Source organism: Nocardia abscessus (assembly GCF_015477775.1).
GTDB classification, from domain to species: domain Bacteria; phylum Actinomycetota; class Actinomycetes; order Mycobacteriales; family Mycobacteriaceae; genus Nocardia; species Nocardia abscessus_A.
This window is the reverse complement of the sequence record NZ_JADLQO010000010.1, coordinates 157,779-174,293: the sequence shown is the minus strand read 5'-3', so window position 1 is coordinate 174,293 and position 16,515 is coordinate 157,779. Positions and strand designations below refer to the sequence as shown.

Below are 16,515 nucleotides of genomic sequence, written 5' to 3'. Positions count from 1 at the left end.
TGATCCGCGGAATGCCCGGTGGCCTCAAGGCGGTGGCGCGGTCCGCAGGTGGTGCCGCACGCGCGCTGCTTCGCGGGTGAGGTGGTCGCGTTCGGCCAGGCTGGTGGCGGCGCGGGCAGCTTCGACGTACAGGTCGGCGGCGCGGCTGAGATCACCCGCGCGTTCGCGGAGATATGCCGTCACCGCGATGTACCGGGGCAGGGCGGGGTCGACGTCGCCGAGCGCGGCGAGACCGGCCTGTGGTCCATCGGCTTCGCCGACCGCCACGGCACGATTGAGCCGTACGATCGGGCTGCCGGTGAGCAGCAGCAGTTCGTCGTACCACTCCACGATCTGCACCCAGTCCGTCTCGGCCGCGGTGCGGGCGTCGGCGTGCAGGGCGGCGATCGCGGCCTGGGCTTGGTACTCGCCGAGCCGGTCGCGGGCCAACGCGGTCTGCAGAATCGTCACTCCTTCGGCGATCAGCTCGGTGTCCCAGAGTGAGCGGTCCTGCTCTGCCAGCGGCACCAGGCGCCCGGCGGGCCCGGTGCGCGAATCCCGGCGCGCGTGGTGCAGCAGCATGAGCGCGAGCAACCCGGCCGCTTCGGGCTCGTCGGAGAGGGCGGCGAGCTGGCGGGCGAGCCGGATCGCCTCGGCCGCCAGGTCGACATCCCCGCTGTATCCCTCGTTGAACACCAGGTAGAGCACTCGCAACACGGTCGCCAGGTCGCCGGGCTGCTCGAGCCGGACCTCGGCGATGCGCCGTTTGGCCCGGCTGATCCGCTGTGCCATGGTGGTTTCCGGGACCAGGTAGGCCGTCGCGATCTGCTTGGTCGTCAAGCCGCCGACCGCGCGCAGGGTCAGCGCGACCGCCGAACTCGGAGGCAAGGTGGGATGCGCGCACAGGAAGTACAGGCGCAGTGTGTCGTCCATGGCAGGCACCGGGCCGCCGGGGGGTTCGGCCTCCACCGCGAGCTCTCGCTCGCGCCGGGCCGTCTCTGCCCGGGCGGCGTCGAGAAATTTGCGCCACGCGACCGAGATCAGCCACGCCTTCGGATTGTGTGGTCGTTCCTCCGGCCAGGCTTCGAGTGCCCGGATCACGGCCTCCTGCACGGCGTCCTCGGCCGAGGCGAAGTCAGCTCCGCGACGGACGAGGACACCGATCACCGCGGGCACCAGCTCCCGCAGCAGCGGCTCGTTCAATCCGTCACCGCGGGCGACTCGGTGAGCAACGGCCGCACCTCCAGCCATTCGCGAATCGGCTCGCCACCGGCCCCGGGAGCCGCGGACAGCTCCCCTGCCAGCTCGACCGCTCGATCCCAGGATTCCACGTCGATGATCATCCAGCCCGCGATGAGGTCCTTCGTCTCGGCGAACGGGCCATCGGTCACCGGTGGGCGTCCCGCACCGTCGGACCGCACGAAGGTGCCCTCGGAGGCCAGAGCCCGCGTGTCCACGAACTCGCCGGTCTCTCGCAGACGGGCGGCGAAATCGTTCATGTACTGGATGTGCGCGTCGACCTCTTCGGGAGTCCACTGATCCATCGGCGGCTGGTCCGTCGCCGGGGCCGGGCCACCGCGATAGTGCTTGAGCAGCAGATACTTCACCATGAGCTCGTTCTCGGTTGTACGGCCGGTTGCGGCCGATCGTGCACCAGGGACGGAGCCGGGGCGAAGTTCTCGACAGCGCCGCCGGAAATTCGCGCACTTTCTGGAGTGACGTCGATCACAGAAGCAGTCAGCGTGCACCGGTACGACAGCGACTGTGCCGCCTCTGCGGCGTTCCGGCAGCTCATCGCCGACCCTCCCGGTTTCACCGGTCACCAGAGGAGAGTCGCTGCGTGGCAGCCTGCTGACGAAGCGGCGGGTGCCGTCGTCCTCAGCGACCCCGAGTCACCCTTCGATCGCGCGCACCATCCAATTGCGGGATCGGTACGACCGATGGCGGGGTGGGCAGTAGCACACCCAAGCGTCGCCGACGGCAAGTCGGCCGATGGACTTATCGACAGATCACCACGGCGTGAGGTGGTTCCGCTGGGAAGCGAGATGAGCAACGCCTTGCACCCCGCCACAGGCTGGCTCGCGCGTGAGTGCCGGACCACTGATCTCAGCCGATTCGTGGTCGTGCGCACGCTTGCGCGGTTCCAGCCCGCTCGGCCGTTTGCTACTGCTGCACGATGCTCTTGGCACCCACCATGCGCACCAAGCTGAAGATCGGGAGCCCGATCACCAAGTGTTCGATCCCGGTGGTGATACCCACCCAGAGGTCGCTGGACAGTGCCAGTGGGATGATCACCGCCGCGGCGGTGAGGATTCCCACGATCCAGCTGAAGAACAGTTCCGGTGAGGGGGTGCCCAGACGCAGCAGATACCAGAGCACTCCGGCCAGCAGCGCGCAGATGAAGGCCACGACCGCGAACCAATACGCGTCCTGGGCCATCGGATTCCACACCCCGAAGCTGCCGCTCTCGGTCACCCGGTGGGCGATGATCTCGATGATCCAAGCGCACAGCCAGGCCGCCAGCGCGGTGACCACCGCCGTCGCGATCACACCGCCTGCGAACATGCCGATGTTGACGTCCGGCCCCTGCTGCGGCCGAGACTGCCGGTCCGGATATTCGGACTGCTGATACGCGCCGGGATCCTGACCGTATCCGGGGGCCTGGCCGTATCCGTGATCTTGGCGGTACCCATGATCTTGGCTGTACCCGGGATCACGGTAATTCCCCGGCTGATAACCGGATTCATAACGTGCGGTGTGCTGGTCGCGCGGATCCATGGGGTTCAACCGCCGATCACCTCCGTCGAAAGCGTGCGTGTGCGTCGAGTGTAGGGCCAGACCGAACGACCCGCTGCCCGCCTACCCAACTCCGCTCGGCCCACGACCTCGCCACCGACTCAGGCCGAGGCGGCCTCCCATGCGAACCCGTCCGGGTCGGCGAAGGACCCGATATCCCCGCCGATGACGATCCGATGCGACCCGCTTCCCTCCGGGGAGACACCGGCATCCTTGGCGGCGGCACGGCGGCCGTAGAGCGCCAGCTTGACCGCGGAGGACGGGGCGTCGAACTCGACGTACTTGCTGCCGAAGCTCTTCGCCACGCTCAGGCCACGGTCGACATAGAACTGCTTGGTCGCCTTGACATTGTCGACGCCGAGCAGCACCACGAAGTCATCGATATCCCGGGTGGCCGGGCCGGTGTCCTTCTTCGCCGACGTCGCGATCTTCCAGATCGCGCCGTCGGGAGCCTGGACGACGCCGCCGTAGCCCCAGAAGCTTTTCTTGGCCGGCTTCAGCGTCGTCGCGCCTGCGTCGACGGCGGTGCCGACGAGGCTGTCGACGGTGCTCGGCTGAGACACCACGAGCGAGAGGATGAAACCGCGGAACCCGGTCGTCGGCGCCTCGGAGGCGCGCACGCGCACCTTGCCGCCGAGCCCGAACGCGGCGGTGTAGAAGGCCTCGGCGGCCGCGGGGTCGGACACCTCGAGGATGACGGACTCGATAGTGGGCTGGTCAGTGGTGATGTTCATGGCAGTAACGCTATGCGCCACTCGGTGCGCGGCGCTTCTCGATTCCTGACCGGTGTGGCGAACCGTCTCGAAGCGGAGACGCGGCCGTGGCGGGTTCGTCGGACGGGCGGGGATATACGGGCGGGGATATATCAGTGGGTTCCGACCCGCGCGCCACCTGTCGGACGCGACCTGCCGACGGCCGCCCGTGCGTCATCTTCCGTCCGTTCACGACTCCGGCGGGAGAAGGGGCGAGGCGAACACTTCCTCCAGCGGGGTCGGGCCGGTGTAGCGACGGCAGTTGCAGCCGACCCACTCTCGCAGACCGTGAGTGCCTTTACGGGAGATCTCGGCGTGGCACTTACCTGTCGCACGGTCGTGCAGCGCCAAGTCGTGACCGCAGCCGCAGCGCGCGGGAAGTTTCGCCCCCGGCCGAACTCGCCGCCGATGCCCGAATCGGCCACATATCCAGCCGACACCGAGGATGCCGGCGCCGACTGCGAGACTCAGGGGGTCCAACATAAATGCAGTATACGTATACGCATAGCCGCAGTCATCCGTATCGCGACCTGCCGCTGTTCGTGACGATTCAGGCAGAGGTAATCGAATTCGAATCGGCGGACGCTCGGGACGAGCGCGAGTCGGTCTCGGGATGACGCTGCTCGGTCCGCGCCGCGATGCGCCGGTCGATGACGGAGAGGGCGAACGCGCTCCAGCGAATGTTCTCCTGCTCGAACGAGATTCCGCGCAGCAGGGTGAGATACGGGCCGATCCGTTCGACCTCGGCCAGGTACGCCTGTTCACTGCGCCCGTCCAGCAACCGCGACCGCAGGCGTTCGTAGCGCGCCAGCTTCGTCTTGGACCATTCCATTCGCTCCGCGACGGCGGCGCGGACGGTGGGCGCGTCCTCGCCGTCCATGCCCTGCACCTTGACCATCATCTCGTCGCGGATGGCCGTGGGTTTGGCGGGCTCGGCGACGAATGCGTGCAGCGCCGCCCGGCCCACGGCGGTGATGGCGTGCAGACGCTTGTTGGGGCGGCGTTCCTGCTGGACGACCCGGGTCTCGATGAGTCCATCGGCCGCCATCCGGTCGAGTTCCTTGTACAGCTGCTGCGGCGTGGCCATCCAGAAGTTCGCGACGGAGGCGTCGAAGCTTTTGGCCAGGTCGTATCCGGACGCCTCGCCCTCCAGAAGCGCGGCGAGCACCGCGTTACGTAGCGCCATCGCCCCAGGTTAACACAGGAGATGAGTAATCAATTTTTTGTCCTGACCATCTCTAGACTCCTCGCGTCGACGTCGCTAATGTTCCAACAATATACTCATAAAATTGACTATGAAAGGTGCGACATGCATCCCTTTCGTGAAGCGGTCGAAGCACGTGACGAAGCGGCCATCGAGGCGCTGCTCGCCGACGATGTGGTGTTCACCAGCCCGGTGGCGTTCAAGCCGTACCCGGGCAAGGCGATCACCGCGGCCATCCTGCGCGCGGTGATCCGGGTCTTCGAAGACTTCCGATACGTGCGTGAGATCGCGGATGCGGGCGGCCGCGATCACGCTTTCGTCTTCGAGGCCACCGTCGACGGCAAGCAGCTGACGGGGTGCGATTTCCTGCACTTCGACGAGCACGGCAAGATCGATGACTTCATGGTCATGGTGCGCCCGCTGTCGGCCGCGCAAGCGCTGGCCGCCCGCATGGGCGAGCAGTTCGGACGCATCGAGTCCGAAGCCACCGCTCAGCTCGAGCGCGAGGCGACCGGAGCATGAGCGACTTCGACGTCATCGTCATCGGCGCGGGCAACGCCGGGCTGACGGCCGCGGCCACCCTGCAGCGTGCCGGTGCCCGGACGCTGCTGCTGGAGCGGCACAACGTCCCTGGCGGCTGTGCGACCTCGTTCCGCCGGGGCCGCTTCGAATTCGAGGTGGCTCTGCACCAACTGTCCGGAGTCGGTGTCGAAGGCCAGCCGATTTCGTTGCGGGAGGGGCTGTTCCAGCAGTTGGGCGTCGCCGACGAGCTGGAATTCGTGCAGGAGCACGACCTCTACCGTGCGGTGGTTCCCGGGCTGCTGGACCTCACGCTGCCCGCCGACTGGGAGGCCGCGATCGACGCCGTCGACGCCGCGTTCCCCGGCAACCGCGACCGGACGGCGAAGTTCTTCGAACTGGTCGAGCAGGTGACGTTCTGGCAGATCGCCGCCATGCGCGGCATGCCGGTCGCGCAGATCGATCCCGTGTTGTTCACCTACGGTCTGCGACCACTGAAAGACGTGCTCGACGAATACTTCGACGACGACCGCATCAAGGTCGCGCTCGGCATGTACTGGACCTATCTCGGCCAGCCGCCGTCGAAGCTGCGGTTTCAGGACCTGGCGCTGACGTTGTTCGCCTACTTCGAATTCAAGCCCTGGCATGTGCGCGGCGGCTCGCAGGCCATGTCCGCCGCCATCCTCGACGCCTTCCGCCGCGCGGGCGGCGAGGTGCGGTTCAACACCGGGGTCGAGGCCATTCTCACGGCGAACGGCCGGGTGCTGGGTGTGCGGCTCGAGGACGGTTCGGAGGTGACCGCACCTGATGTGGTGTCGAATGCTTCCTTGCCCGTCACATACGGCATGCTCGAGGGTCTCGCCGTGCCGTCCGCGGTCCGCGCCGACCTGGCCACCAGGCGTATCGGCGTCTCCGGGTTCGTCCTGCACATGGGATTGGACGCCACGCCTGCCGAGCTCGGGTTCACCACCAGCACCACCTTCGTGAACGTCGACACCGATGATGACCGCACCTACGACGCCTGGCGGTCTTTCGAGCCCGCGCGTGGGATCTGCGTGAGCTCCTACGATGTCGCGCCCATCGGTTTCGCCCCGGCAGGCGCCACGCACGTCAGCCTGATGACCCTGCAGCACGCCGATATCTGGCGCAATGTGGCCCCCGCGGAGTACGCGCGCACCAAGTTCGCCTACGCCGAAACCCTGCTCGACCTGTGCGAGACCATCACGCCCGGCATCCGTGACGCCATCGAAGAGGTCGACGTGGCCACGCCGTTGACGATGATGCGCTACCTCGGCCACCCGGGTGGCGCCATCTACGGCTACGACCAGGACGCGACCGAGGGCTGGCTGTTCCGCAACAGCGAACGGGAAACCCATGTCCCCGGACTGTATCTGGCCGGTTCCTGGGTGGGCCTCGGCGGATTCCAGCCCACGCTCGAAGCAGGCGCCCGCGTCGCGCGCCGCCTGCTGCGCACCAAAGCCGCCTGAACGGAGCAGACGATGAAACACCCCCTCGCGCAACGATTCGACGGCGCGGCACAGATCCTCGCCGAAATCGATGCGCGCATCCCCGACACCCGCGACTACGGCGCCGAGACACGTGACACGGTCGACACCTACCATCCCAAGCGGCTTCGGCTCGTCGTCGCCGAGATCATCGACGAGACGGTGTCCACCAAGACCTTCCGGCTGGAGAGCTCCGACCGAGTCGAGCTACCACCGTTCCTCGCCGGTCAATACGTCAACGTCTTCGTCGACGGCACCAGCCGCCCCTACGCCATCTCCTCCACACCCGCCCTGCTCGACCATTACGACCTCACCATCCGCCGCGTCCCAGGCGGACGCATCAGCAATCTGCTCGTCGACACCCTGCGCGTCGGTCAGGTCCTCACCACCACCGGGCCGATGGGCACCTTCCACCACAACCCGCTCTTCCACGGCGACGACGTGGTGTTCCTGGCCGGCGGCTCCGGCGTCGCCCCGGCGATGAGCATGATCCGCGACATCGTCGACCGCGGACACGACCGCACTTTCCATCTCGTCTACGGCTCCCGCCACGCCACGGACGTGATCTTCCGCGCCGAGCTGGACGAACTCGCCGTCCGGCACCCGGGCATCACCGTCGACCACGTCATCGCCGAGCCCGACGCCGACTGGGCCGCAAACACCGGTCTGCTCACCGCCGCCACCATCGAAGCCCTCGTAGGCAACCTGGCAGGCCGAACGGTCTACGTGTGCGGACCCCAAGCCCTCTACCCGCACGCCCTCCGGCAGCTCACCGCGCTCGGCCAGCCGCGCAAGCGAATCCGCTTCGAAGCCAACGGAGCGCCGAGCGACCCCACCGCCCAACCGCACTGGCCCACCGGTGCCGACCCAGACGACGAGGTCACCGTCACCGTGGGCGGCACCTCGTTCCGCACCCTACGGAACCGTCCGCTGCTGGATGCTCTGGAGGACAACGGCATTCGCCCCGAGACCGCCTGCCGCTCCGGCGAATGCAGCCTGTGCCGGGTCCGGATCGTCAAGGGCGAGGTGCACACCGCCGCCGAGGCCAAGCTCCGGCTGTCCGATGAGAAGTTCGGCTACACGCACTCCTGTGTGGCCTACCCGATCAGCGATGTGGAGATCGACCTGTGACCGCCGGATTCGAGTATCGGATCCTATAGCTGACGCCGGAGCGCGTGGCCGACCGCGGTGGCGACGGCGACGAGAAGCGGGACGAGCAACAGCGCTCGCGGCAAGCCGCCGGTCTCGGCGGCGAAGCCGATCGCCGGCGGGGCCAGCAGGATCCCTCCGTAGCCGAGCGTCGTCGCCACCGCTACGCCGCTTGCACCGCCGCGCGCCCCCGCGGCTGCGACAGCCAGCGGAAAGAGGTTGGCCAGCCCTAGCCCGGCGAAGCCGAGACCCATGAGCGCGAGCCACGGCCAGGGCGTGAGGGCGGCGAGAGTGGTTCCGATACAGGCCGTTACGCCACCGATCCGCAAGACGGCTCCCGCACCGGCCGTGGCGACGAAGGCAGCGCCGGCCAACCGGCCCAGCGCCATGGCGCCCTGGACCGTTCCATACCCAGCCGCCGCCAGCCCGTCGCTCACTCCCAGATCCGCGCGCAGATGCAGCGGCACCCAATTGTCCAGACCGCCTTGAGCGAAGGCGGCGCACAACCCGACGAGACCGAACATCACGACGATCCAAGTGGAACGATCCACGGCCGCCGTGGACGACGACAGCGGTGCCCGGGGAACGGGGTCAGCGTGAAACGTCCGCCCGGCCACCACGGCCGCCACCACACCGAACGGGGCCACCCACAGCAGGTGCTCGGCCGGTGACAGATGTGCGGCCAGCACGCCACCGGCACCCGCGCCGGCCAGACTGCCCAGGCTGTTCGCCGCGTGCAGCGCGGGCAGCAGTGGGCGATCCAGCGCGGTCACCAGGTCGACGGCCACCGTGTTGACGGCGACGTCGAGCGCTCCGAAGGCCACACCGAAGACGGTCAGCGCCACCGCGAGCTGCGGCACGGATGTCGCCAGTGGCGGCAGCACGACCGTCGCCGACAGCATCCCGGCCGCGACGGCCGCCACCCGCGCGCCACCCCAGCGGCGGCAGATCACGCCGCCGGCCGACATCGTCGCGATCGCCGCGACCGACATGGCCAGCAGCGCCAGACCGAGTTCGCCGGGCGCGGCGTGCAGACGCTGCGCCACCGCGGGAATACGCACCGCCCAGCCCGCGAAGACGAACCCACCGAGCGCGAACAACACCGCCACCGCGGCCCGGGCGCGTCGCAACGGCACAGGGCCCGCCCGCCGCGCGCGCACGGACGGCTCGAACAAACTGTTACCAGTCATAGAATTAGACGGTAAGCACATCGTCCTTACCGGTCAACAGTTACACTGGTAAACATGTCGGGGACGAGCAGCGCACCCGGAGCCCTGGAACAGGTCCGGACCTTCCTGAACACCTGGCGGTTGCCGCACGAGACCCGTACACCGGCCGACGATCTGCCAGCGCTGATCAGACGGGCTACCGACTGGCGCACCGCCCTGCCCGACATTCCGCGACCGCACCCGCACGACGCGGACGAACTGTCGGCCCTGCGCACCGACCTCCGCGCGGCACTCGGCCGCCCCGCCCCGGCCGAGCTGCGCGAATGGTTCGAACGGCATCCGGTGGACGTGACCGTCGGCGACGAAGCGCAACCACTGCGGTACCGGCCCGGCGATCGCAGCGCTGCGGCCGCCGTCGTCGCGATGGTCGCCGCCGCGCTCGCCGGGCAGCAATGGGCCAGGCTCAAATCGTGCCCCGACTGCCGCAACGTCTTCTACGACCACAGCCGCAATCGCAGCCGGACCTGGTGCTCGATGTACGCCGAGACATCCGACGGCCGCGCCTGCGGCAGCATCGCGAAGGTACGGGCGTATCGGAAACGTCAGCGCGGCAACTGATCACGACCGTGCGCCAGGCTGCCGAGGTGCAGGAGGGTGTCGATCACCCCGGGGACTCACGAGGGATGAATGTCAACCGTTGCCGTAGACGCGATCCGGCACGACCAGCACAACGGCACGACGCTCGGCGGCCATCATCCGGTCGTACTCGTCCCACTCCTCGTGCACGCCACCGGCGGCGGTGCACACCACCCACAGCAGTAGCCGCAGCCGCTCGGCATCGATGCCGGGGGCCGGGTCGTCCGAAACACGCCGATGCCCACCGAGCGGCGGGTGCGAGGGTCCGCTCGGTGGGCACACCGCCACGCGCCGGGGACGTGCGCGCCGGGACGGAGGCGGGTTGAGGGATTCCGTCCGGCGGGCAGAAACGCGTGGCGGGCGGCGCTTCCGTCGAGCGAGCGTGGGAGTAAGGGCACTTGCCACGCTGCTCGACGGAAGCAGGTCTATCCGGAGATCGTCTATTCGAAAATCACAGCGAGCCTCCGCCGCCGAGCAACCACGGGTTGAAGGTGCATTCCAGATTCGGGTGACCGGCGGGGTCGAGCGCACGCAGCGCGATGGACAGCGCCCGTGGCGAGTACATCATCGTGAGGTGGTCGGACACGTCCTGCTCGCATCCGTCCTGCAGGGTGATGTTCTGCACCGTCACGCCGGGCGCGGGCTTCAGGAAGGTCAGATCGTAGGGATTGGTGATCTCGTCGTAGCGGGTGCCGACGACGGTGTAGTCGACGCCGGAAACGGTGTCGCCGTTCTCGTTGAGCTTGTTGACGAAATCCGAGCCGATGGTCTGCTGGATACCGGCGTGCCCGACGAAGATCTCGATGAAACCGAGGATGTCGATACCGAAGTTGTTGATCGCCCGGCCCAGCGCACCGATGCCGATCAGGCTGGTGCCGTGATGGGTGGCGCCGTAGGTGACCAGGTTCTTCACCTTGGCCGCGCCGCCCTCGAACTTGGTGTACCAGTTCGACATCGACCCGCCCTGCGAATGCGCGACGATGTCCACCTCCGGCGCCCCGGTCGCGGCCAGCACCCGGTCGACGAAGGTGGCCAGCTGCTTGGCCGAGTCCTGGATGTACCCGGTGCCCATCACGCCGGGCAGTACCGAGCCGAGTCCGCCGCCCTCCAGCAGGTTCGACCGGCCGTAGTTGAAGGTGTACGTGCAGAAGCCGGCGTCTTTGATGGGCTGGCCCATGTAGGCGAAGCCGTTGTAGGCGTTCATCCAGGTGCCGTGCACCAGAACCACCGGGCGCGGATGCTCGGCGGTCGGCTTGCAATTCCAGTCGTTGGCGCCTGGCGGCGCGACGTCGGGATGGGTCAACCCGTAACCGAACGCGGCCAGCCACGAGGTCATCGGCGGGCCGTAACCCACGGTGTCGCTGGCGTAGCCGCCTGCCGAGCCCGAGCTGCTGCCCGACCCGCCGTAGCAGTCACCGGATCCGTTGCCCGAGCCCGCGCCACTGCCCGAGGTGCACGCCGAGCCGGTGCCCGCGCTGCCCGAATCCGCCACGGGCGCCACCTTGCGGCCCGCCGCGATGTAATCGGCCAACTGCTGCTCGCTCGGCTGTGCCTCCGGCGCCGCGTTCGCGCCGGTCGCGCCGACGGCGAGCACCGACACGCTCAGCAGCACCGCCGCCAGGGACGAGCGCCCATAGGTACTTCGTTTCATCAGTTGCCTTCCTGCAGAACCACAGTGTTCGACGAACGGCGCCGTTCTCGCTGGTCGACGGCACCGAAGCTGCGCCAACGCTAGAACCGGAAAACCGGGCCGCCTACGCGGAACCGCTGGATCTGGAGACCTCACGAATGCGTTTGTCGCGACTAGGGATACGACACAAAGGGGGCGGAAAAGGCAATTCACGCAATTCGGCGGACAGGTCCGACAGCACAAGTCGGCCGCGCGGAAACGGTGAATTATCCAGATCACCAAGCGGTTACGGTTTCGCAACGGCCTGCGGCCGCATCATGGATGGACGCTTCACCCCAGCCATCGGTGGCCATCCGATGGCTAACCGCTTGGAGATCTCGTGTCCGCCACCCTGGTTCCCCTCGCCCGCACCTTGCTGGGCGCGCTCGCGGTCGCCGCCGCGCTGACCCACCTCCCGCACGCGTCGGCGGAAGGCACGGGCTCCGCCGACGCAACCGCCGTCCTCCCGGCGCCATCGCCGCCGCCGACGGTGCACGGACCCGTGACCGCCATCGTCGTGCTCGGTTACGGCCTGCTGCCCGACGGCGGCATGCGTCCGGAACTGATCGACCGTCTGCACGCCGGATACGTGCAGGCCCTGCTGGCGCCCATCTCGCCGATCATCGTGACCGGCGGCAACGCCCGCAACGGAGTCACCGAGGCGCGGGCCATGGCCGACTGGCTGATCGCCCGCGGCATGCCCGCCGCCCGGATCCATCTCGAACCGGAGGCCGACACGACCGCGCAGAACGCCGCGCGCTCGGCCACGATCATGCGCGCCATCGGCGCACGCGACGCCGTGGTGATCACCTCAGCCGACCACATCGACCGTGCGGTGGGCACCTTTCACGACGCCGGGGTGGAGGTCGTCGGCACGGTGACGCCCGAGCAGGTGCCCGCGCAGATCTGGCGGTTCGGCCCGCTCGCCTGACGAGAGCCGCCGCAATCCACCGTTTCGCAATACAGGAGCAACCATGAACGAGACCGCGCTGAGTCCGGCCGATCAGGCGAGGTCGCTGGTCGACCACCGTTACCGTTCCACTTTTCGATACGAGGTGGAACGAGAAAAGATCCGCGAATTCGCCCGCGCCGTCCAGGATTCCCATCCGGCGCATCGAAGCGAGTCCGCTGCCGCCGAACTCGGTTTTCCCGGGCTGATCGCGCCCGTCACATTCAGCTCGATCATCCTCACCCGGGTGCACCGCGAAATTCTGGACACGCTGATCACCGGCTACGATCCGACCCGAATTCTGCACGCGGACCAGGTTTTCGACTTCGGCAGGCCGTTGGTGGCCGGCGATCGCCTCACCTGTGACATCTATTTCGAATCGTTCCGGCACTTCGGCGACTACGACGTCCTCGCGATCAAGAGCGTGCTCATCGACCAGCACGGCACCGTGGTACAGACCGGTTCCAGCGCGCTGCTCGCCCGCGTCGGCGGTCGCGATCCCGGATTGGCCGACGCCGTGCGCAAAGTCGCCATGGACGATCAAGTCCCCGCCGCCCCGCGACGAGCCCGGGGCAGCGCCGTCGTCCCGGCTGCCGCCGACTATCTCTCGCCGACGCCCACCCGCCGGTCTCCGAGGCCGGTCGTCGACTTCGCCGATCTCACCGTGGGTACCGAGCTGCCCGTTCGCACCATGCGGCTGTCCCGCGGCGACCTGGTCAACTACGCAGGCGTGACCGGCGAATCGAATCCGGTGCTGTTCGACGAGCGGGTCGCGCTCGCCAGCGGCCTGCCGACCGTGGTCGCGCCCGGCATGCTGAAACTCGGCCTGGCCACGTCGTTCCTGACCTCCTGGCTCGGCGACCCCACGGCGGTCACCCGATTCCGCGCGCAGTTCGCGCACAATACTCATCACCTGCGCATCCCTCCGTTGGGGGCCGGGACGATCCAGTTCCGCGGCCGGGTCACCTCGACCGATCCGCGCAGGCGGCGGGCGACCATCGCGGTCGACGCACACGCCGACGGACGCAAGCTGTTCGGCTACGCCGCCGCCGAAGTGCTCTTCCCGCGGGCGGTTACGGCCGCTGTCTGATCAGGCCGCCGTACCGGGCCGCGCGGCGGCTCGATCGCGCTCCCCGGTCGACCCGCGCAGAAGGCCGGCGACCAGCGCCAGGCGGCGATGCGACGCCAGCCGCGCGAGGCGATCGTAGGTGCTGGTGTGCACGAGGATCTCGTCGGCGCCGGTCCGGCCGACCAACCGCTCCAGTTGCTCGGCGACCTCGTCCTCGGTGCCGTACAGGCTGCCGTGCAGTCCCTCGTCGAAAATCCGGCGCTCCCGAGCGGTCATGGTGCGCGCCTCGATCTCCGAGGGCGGGATCAGGGGCGGGAACTCGCCGCGGGTGCGCGCGTAGGCGGCCGCCCACGCCTCCGGCAGCAGCAACCGGTGCGCCTGCTCGGTGGTGTCGGCGATCACGATCGATCCGGAGACCACCACGTAAGGCGTGGCGCCCGGCAGGGAGGGGCGGAACTGCGCCCGATAGCGCTCGATGGCCTCGACCATGCGGTCTTCGCCACCCACCGCGGCGATCACCAGCGGCAACCCGAAGCGGGCCGCGCGTTCGGCGCCGGAGCCGGTCGCCAACAGGAACGCCGGAACCCGCAGCCCTTCGGCGGGCCAGGCGTGCACGCCCTGCCTGCCCTCGGCGAAGTAGGCCAGCAACTCGGTGAGCTGGGCATCGAAGTCTTCCGCGTCGCGCTTGTCGTGCCCGAGTGCGCGCCGCACGCCATCGGTGAATCCGACCGAGCGGCCCAGGCCCATGTCGATGCGTCCCGGATACAGCGATTCCAGCACCCCGAACTGTTCGGCGACCACCAGCGGCTGGTGATTGGGCAGCATCACCCCGCCCGTGCCGATCCGGATCCGCGAGGTCGCGGCAGCGGCGGCGGCCGCGAGCACCGTCGGCGCCGAACCCGCCACACCGGGCACACTGTGATGCTCGGCGACCCAGAAGCGGTGATAGCCCCACTCCTCGGCGAGCCGGGCGAACTCGACGGTCTCCCGCAGCGCGGCGGGATGGCTCTCGCCGCGCCGGACGCGCGAGCGGTCGAGGACGGAGAACCGGATCGAGGAAAGCGGCGCGGACACGGTGGTTACAACGCACCGGCGCCGCGCTGATTCCGCGCCGCTCAGGAGGACGTGGCCACGCCCAGCGCCTCGGCCAGCACCCGCCATGCCTTCGGCAGCTGCGCCTGGAAGTCCGGCCAGGTGTGCATGCCCTCCGCGGTGTACTCCACGGTGGCGGGAATCTTCAGCTCGTCCAGACGCGCGACGAACCGCTCGGTGCACGCACGGGCGCCCGCCTCCAGCGCCGCGCCACCACCCGCCGTCCGCAGCGCCTCCGCGATCGTCGGGGAGTTCGCGACCGCCACCAGATCGGCGCCGGTCGGCACTCCGGTGGCCGCCGAGAGGTAGATCGCGGTGCCGCGCAGCGCTTCCGCTTGCAGCAGGCTGTCGTGCGCGGCCCATTCCGGTGAGGTCGGCGGGCCCCAGAGATTCTCCACGTTGCCGCCACGCGAGGCGACCGTGATGGTGGTGACCGCGTGACCGAGCGGGTCGGCGGTGGAATAGCACCCGCTCATCCCGGCCACGGCGCGATACCAGCCGGGATGGCGCTGCGCGAGCATCATCGCCGCCTGTGCGCCCATCGAGACGCCGGCGATGGCGCGGCGCCCATCGGTGCGCAGCAGCGATTCCACGATGGGCGGCAGCTCGGTGGTGAGGAACGTCTCCCAGCGGTTGAGGCCAAGGGCGGCGTCGTGCCGGGCCCAGTCGCTGTACATGCTGCCGGTGCCGCCGCCGGTCAGCACCACGTCCACCGGTTTGTCCGCGAAGAACTCGGCGGCCCCGCCCTTGGTCAGCCACGCCGAGGTGGCGTCGCCGTCGACGCCGTCGAGCAGGTACAGCACCGGGCGCGGCGCCGCGCCGCTGCCGCGCAGCACCTCGACGGTGATGACCCGGCGCATCGCCGCCGAGGCGATGGACAGCCGTTCCCGCCCCGGAGCGACCTGCTCGGTCGAGAGCAGCCCCGTCCGGGTCATGGCCGGATCGACCGCGGGCGGCGGGGTGGGCGGTACCGGGTCGGCCAGAACGGGGGCAGCGGTGGTCACGGCGATGAGGGCCATCGCCGCCGCGGTGATCGGTACGCGCAGACTCATCCTGCCGCGGCAGCCCGTTCCGCTTGTCTGGCCGCCGCGCGTTCGCGCTGCTCCTCGAACCGTCGCGCCCGGCTCTCGAGATCGTCGAGGTAGGCGTGCAGCTCGTCGCGGGCGCGTTCGCCGTCGCCGGCCAGATCGGTCCGTTCGAAGACGCGCCATGCCCGCAGCACCGGACGCACCACCACGTCGAGATGCTGACGCAGGTCGTAGATGCCGTGTTTGGCCAGCAGCACCGCGTTGCGCCGGAAGTTCGGCTGGGTCAACCCGGGCATCTGGAAGCGGGTGACCACGCTGGTGATCGCGCGTAGCGCTTCGTTCGGCACCAGGTCCAGGGCCGCGGCGCTGATGTTCCGGTAGAAGATCATATGCAGGTTCTCGTCGGCGGCGACTCGCTGCAGCATACGCTCGGCGATGGGTTCCTCGCAGGCCGCTCCGGTATTCCGGTGGCTGATCCTGGTCGCCAGCTCCTGCAGTGTCACGTAAGCCACCGAACGCAGGAACACCTGCTCCGTTTCGGGTTTCGCGAAGCCCGAGGTCATATGCGCCATCCTCGCCTGCTCCAGCAGCACCGGATCGACCGCGCGGGTCACCACCAGATAGTCGCGCATCACGATGGCGTGGCGGTTCTCCTCGGCGGTCCACCGGCCGACCCAGGTGCCCCACACTCCGTCCAGGGAGAACGATTCCGAGATCTCCCGGTGATACGACGGCAGATTGTCCTCGGTGAGCAGATTGGTGATCATCGCGGTCTGCGCGACCTCCGAAAGCGCGGATTGCCCCGGCTCCCAATCAATTCCGCCGAGGGCCGCGAAATTGCGTCCGTCGTCCCACGGCACGTAATCGTGCGGATTCCATGACTTCGCCTTGCGCAGATGATCATTGAGCAGGCGTTCGGCGGTGGGCTCGAGCTCGCGCAGAATATCGCGATCGGACAACGCGGTGGACACTCGCACTCCTTTGCTCACCCTCGAGATC

At 68.6% G+C, this 16,515-nt stretch carries 17 protein-coding genes; 6 read left to right on the top strand and 11 right to left on the bottom strand.

What is annotated here, in order from left to right; translation table 11 throughout:
- Positions 1 to 24: 24 nt before the first annotated feature.
- The 5 genes from IU450_RS24425 to IU450_RS24405 all read right to left on the bottom strand — a co-directional run bounded on the left by IU450_RS24425 (position 25) and on the right by IU450_RS24405 (position 4,713).
- A complete protein-coding gene (locus IU450_RS24425) occupies positions 25 to 1,182 on the bottom strand; it encodes an RNA polymerase sigma factor (protein ID WP_195152074.1) in 1,158 nt (385 codons plus the stop codon).
- Positions 1,179 to 1,589, bottom strand: coding sequence for a YciI family protein (locus IU450_RS24420; RefSeq protein WP_195152073.1), 411 nt, complete (start codon positions 1,587 to 1,589; stop codon positions 1,179 to 1,181). Before IU450_RS24420 ends, IU450_RS24425 begins: the two co-directional genes overlap by 4 nt.
- Before the next feature lie 553 nt (positions 1,590 to 2,142).
- Positions 2,143 to 2,757: a hypothetical protein gene (locus IU450_RS24415; protein ID WP_324197800.1), complete on the bottom strand. Its 615-nt coding sequence runs from the start codon at positions 2,755 to 2,757 to the stop codon at positions 2,143 to 2,145.
- A 119-nt stretch (positions 2,758 to 2,876) separates the two neighbouring features.
- The gene (locus IU450_RS24410; RefSeq protein ID WP_195152071.1) at positions 2,877 to 3,509 is read right to left on the bottom strand and encodes a glyoxalase; all 633 of its coding nucleotides are present in this window, start codon (positions 3,507 to 3,509) and stop codon (positions 2,877 to 2,879) included.
- Between the two features lie 568 nt (positions 3,510 to 4,077).
- Complete coding sequence (locus IU450_RS24405; protein WP_195152070.1) at positions 4,078 to 4,713, bottom strand: PadR family transcriptional regulator; 636 nt, start codon at positions 4,711 to 4,713, stop codon at positions 4,078 to 4,080.
- A gap of 123 nt (positions 4,714 to 4,836) precedes the next feature.
- Here IU450_RS24405 and IU450_RS24400 point away from each other — a divergent pair, with 123 nt between their 5' ends.
- From IU450_RS24400 to IU450_RS24390, 3 genes are read left to right on the top strand one after another with little or no spacing between them, the layout of a single operon-like run.
- Positions 4,837 to 5,253, top strand: a complete 417-nt coding sequence (locus IU450_RS24400; protein WP_195152069.1) for a nuclear transport factor 2 family protein — start codon at positions 4,837 to 4,839, stop codon at positions 5,251 to 5,253.
- Positions 5,250 to 6,737 (top strand): phytoene desaturase family protein, encoded by a 1,488-nt coding sequence (locus IU450_RS24395; RefSeq protein ID WP_195152068.1) that lies wholly within the window; start codon positions 5,250 to 5,252, stop codon positions 6,735 to 6,737. The genes IU450_RS24400 and IU450_RS24395 overlap by 4 nt, the downstream gene beginning before the upstream one ends.
- A gap of 12 nt (positions 6,738 to 6,749) precedes the next feature.
- On the top strand, positions 6,750 to 7,886 hold the full coding sequence (locus IU450_RS24390) for an FAD-binding oxidoreductase (protein WP_195152067.1): 1,137 nt from the start codon (positions 6,750 to 6,752) through the stop codon (positions 7,884 to 7,886).
- A gap of 23 nt (positions 7,887 to 7,909) precedes the next feature.
- Here IU450_RS24390 and IU450_RS24385 read toward each other — a convergent pair whose 3' ends face one another.
- The gene (locus IU450_RS24385) at positions 7,910 to 9,094 is read right to left on the bottom strand and encodes an MFS transporter (RefSeq protein ID WP_195152066.1); all 1,185 of its coding nucleotides are present in this window, start codon (positions 9,092 to 9,094) and stop codon (positions 7,910 to 7,912) included.
- A 54-nt stretch (positions 9,095 to 9,148) separates the two neighbouring features.
- Between IU450_RS24385 and IU450_RS24380 the strand changes: the two genes are divergently transcribed.
- The gene (locus IU450_RS24380) at positions 9,149 to 9,691 is read left to right on the top strand and encodes a CGNR zinc finger domain-containing protein (RefSeq protein WP_195152065.1); all 543 of its coding nucleotides are present in this window, start codon (positions 9,149 to 9,151) and stop codon (positions 9,689 to 9,691) included.
- Positions 9,692 to 9,763: 72 nt separating this feature from the next.
- Here the strand turns inward: IU450_RS24380 and IU450_RS24375 are convergent, their stop codons facing one another.
- Entirely contained in the window at positions 9,764 to 9,997 is a 234-nt protein-coding gene (locus IU450_RS24375; RefSeq protein ID WP_195152064.1) for a hypothetical protein, read from the bottom strand.
- A 163-nt stretch (positions 9,998 to 10,160) separates the two neighbouring features.
- Entirely contained in the window at positions 10,161 to 11,360 is a 1,200-nt protein-coding gene (locus IU450_RS24370) for an esterase/lipase family protein (protein ID WP_195152063.1), read from the bottom strand.
- 358 nt (positions 11,361 to 11,718) lie between these two features.
- Here IU450_RS24370 and IU450_RS24365 point away from each other — a divergent pair, with 358 nt between their 5' ends.
- Positions 11,719 to 12,309, top strand: coding sequence for a YdcF family protein (locus IU450_RS24365; protein WP_195152062.1), 591 nt, complete (start codon positions 11,719 to 11,721; stop codon positions 12,307 to 12,309).
- Positions 12,310 to 12,352: 43 nt separating this feature from the next.
- The gene (locus IU450_RS24360; RefSeq protein ID WP_195152061.1) at positions 12,353 to 13,417 is read left to right on the top strand and encodes a fused (3R)-hydroxyacyl-ACP dehydratase subunits HadA/HadB; all 1,065 of its coding nucleotides are present in this window, start codon (positions 12,353 to 12,355) and stop codon (positions 13,415 to 13,417) included.
- Here IU450_RS24360 and IU450_RS24355 read toward each other — a convergent pair whose 3' ends face one another.
- Genes IU450_RS24355 through IU450_RS24345 form a run of 3 tightly spaced genes read right to left on the bottom strand, consistent with a single transcriptional unit; the run spans position 13,418 to position 16,487 of the window.
- Positions 13,418 to 14,470 carry an LLM class flavin-dependent oxidoreductase gene (locus tag IU450_RS24355; RefSeq protein WP_324197799.1) on the bottom strand — a complete coding sequence of 351 codons (1,053 nt, stop codon included), beginning with the start codon at positions 14,468 to 14,470 and terminating at the stop codon, positions 13,418 to 13,420.
- Between the two features lie 41 nt (positions 14,471 to 14,511).
- On the bottom strand, positions 14,512 to 15,540 hold the full coding sequence (locus IU450_RS24350) for an alpha/beta hydrolase (RefSeq protein ID WP_195152059.1): 1,029 nt from the start codon (positions 15,538 to 15,540) through the stop codon (positions 14,512 to 14,514).
- Positions 15,537 to 16,487 (bottom strand): acyl-ACP desaturase, encoded by a 951-nt coding sequence (locus IU450_RS24345; protein WP_195152058.1) that lies wholly within the window; start codon positions 16,485 to 16,487, stop codon positions 15,537 to 15,539. The genes IU450_RS24350 and IU450_RS24345 overlap by 4 nt, the downstream gene beginning before the upstream one ends.
- Positions 16,488 to 16,515 lie beyond the last annotated feature (28 nt).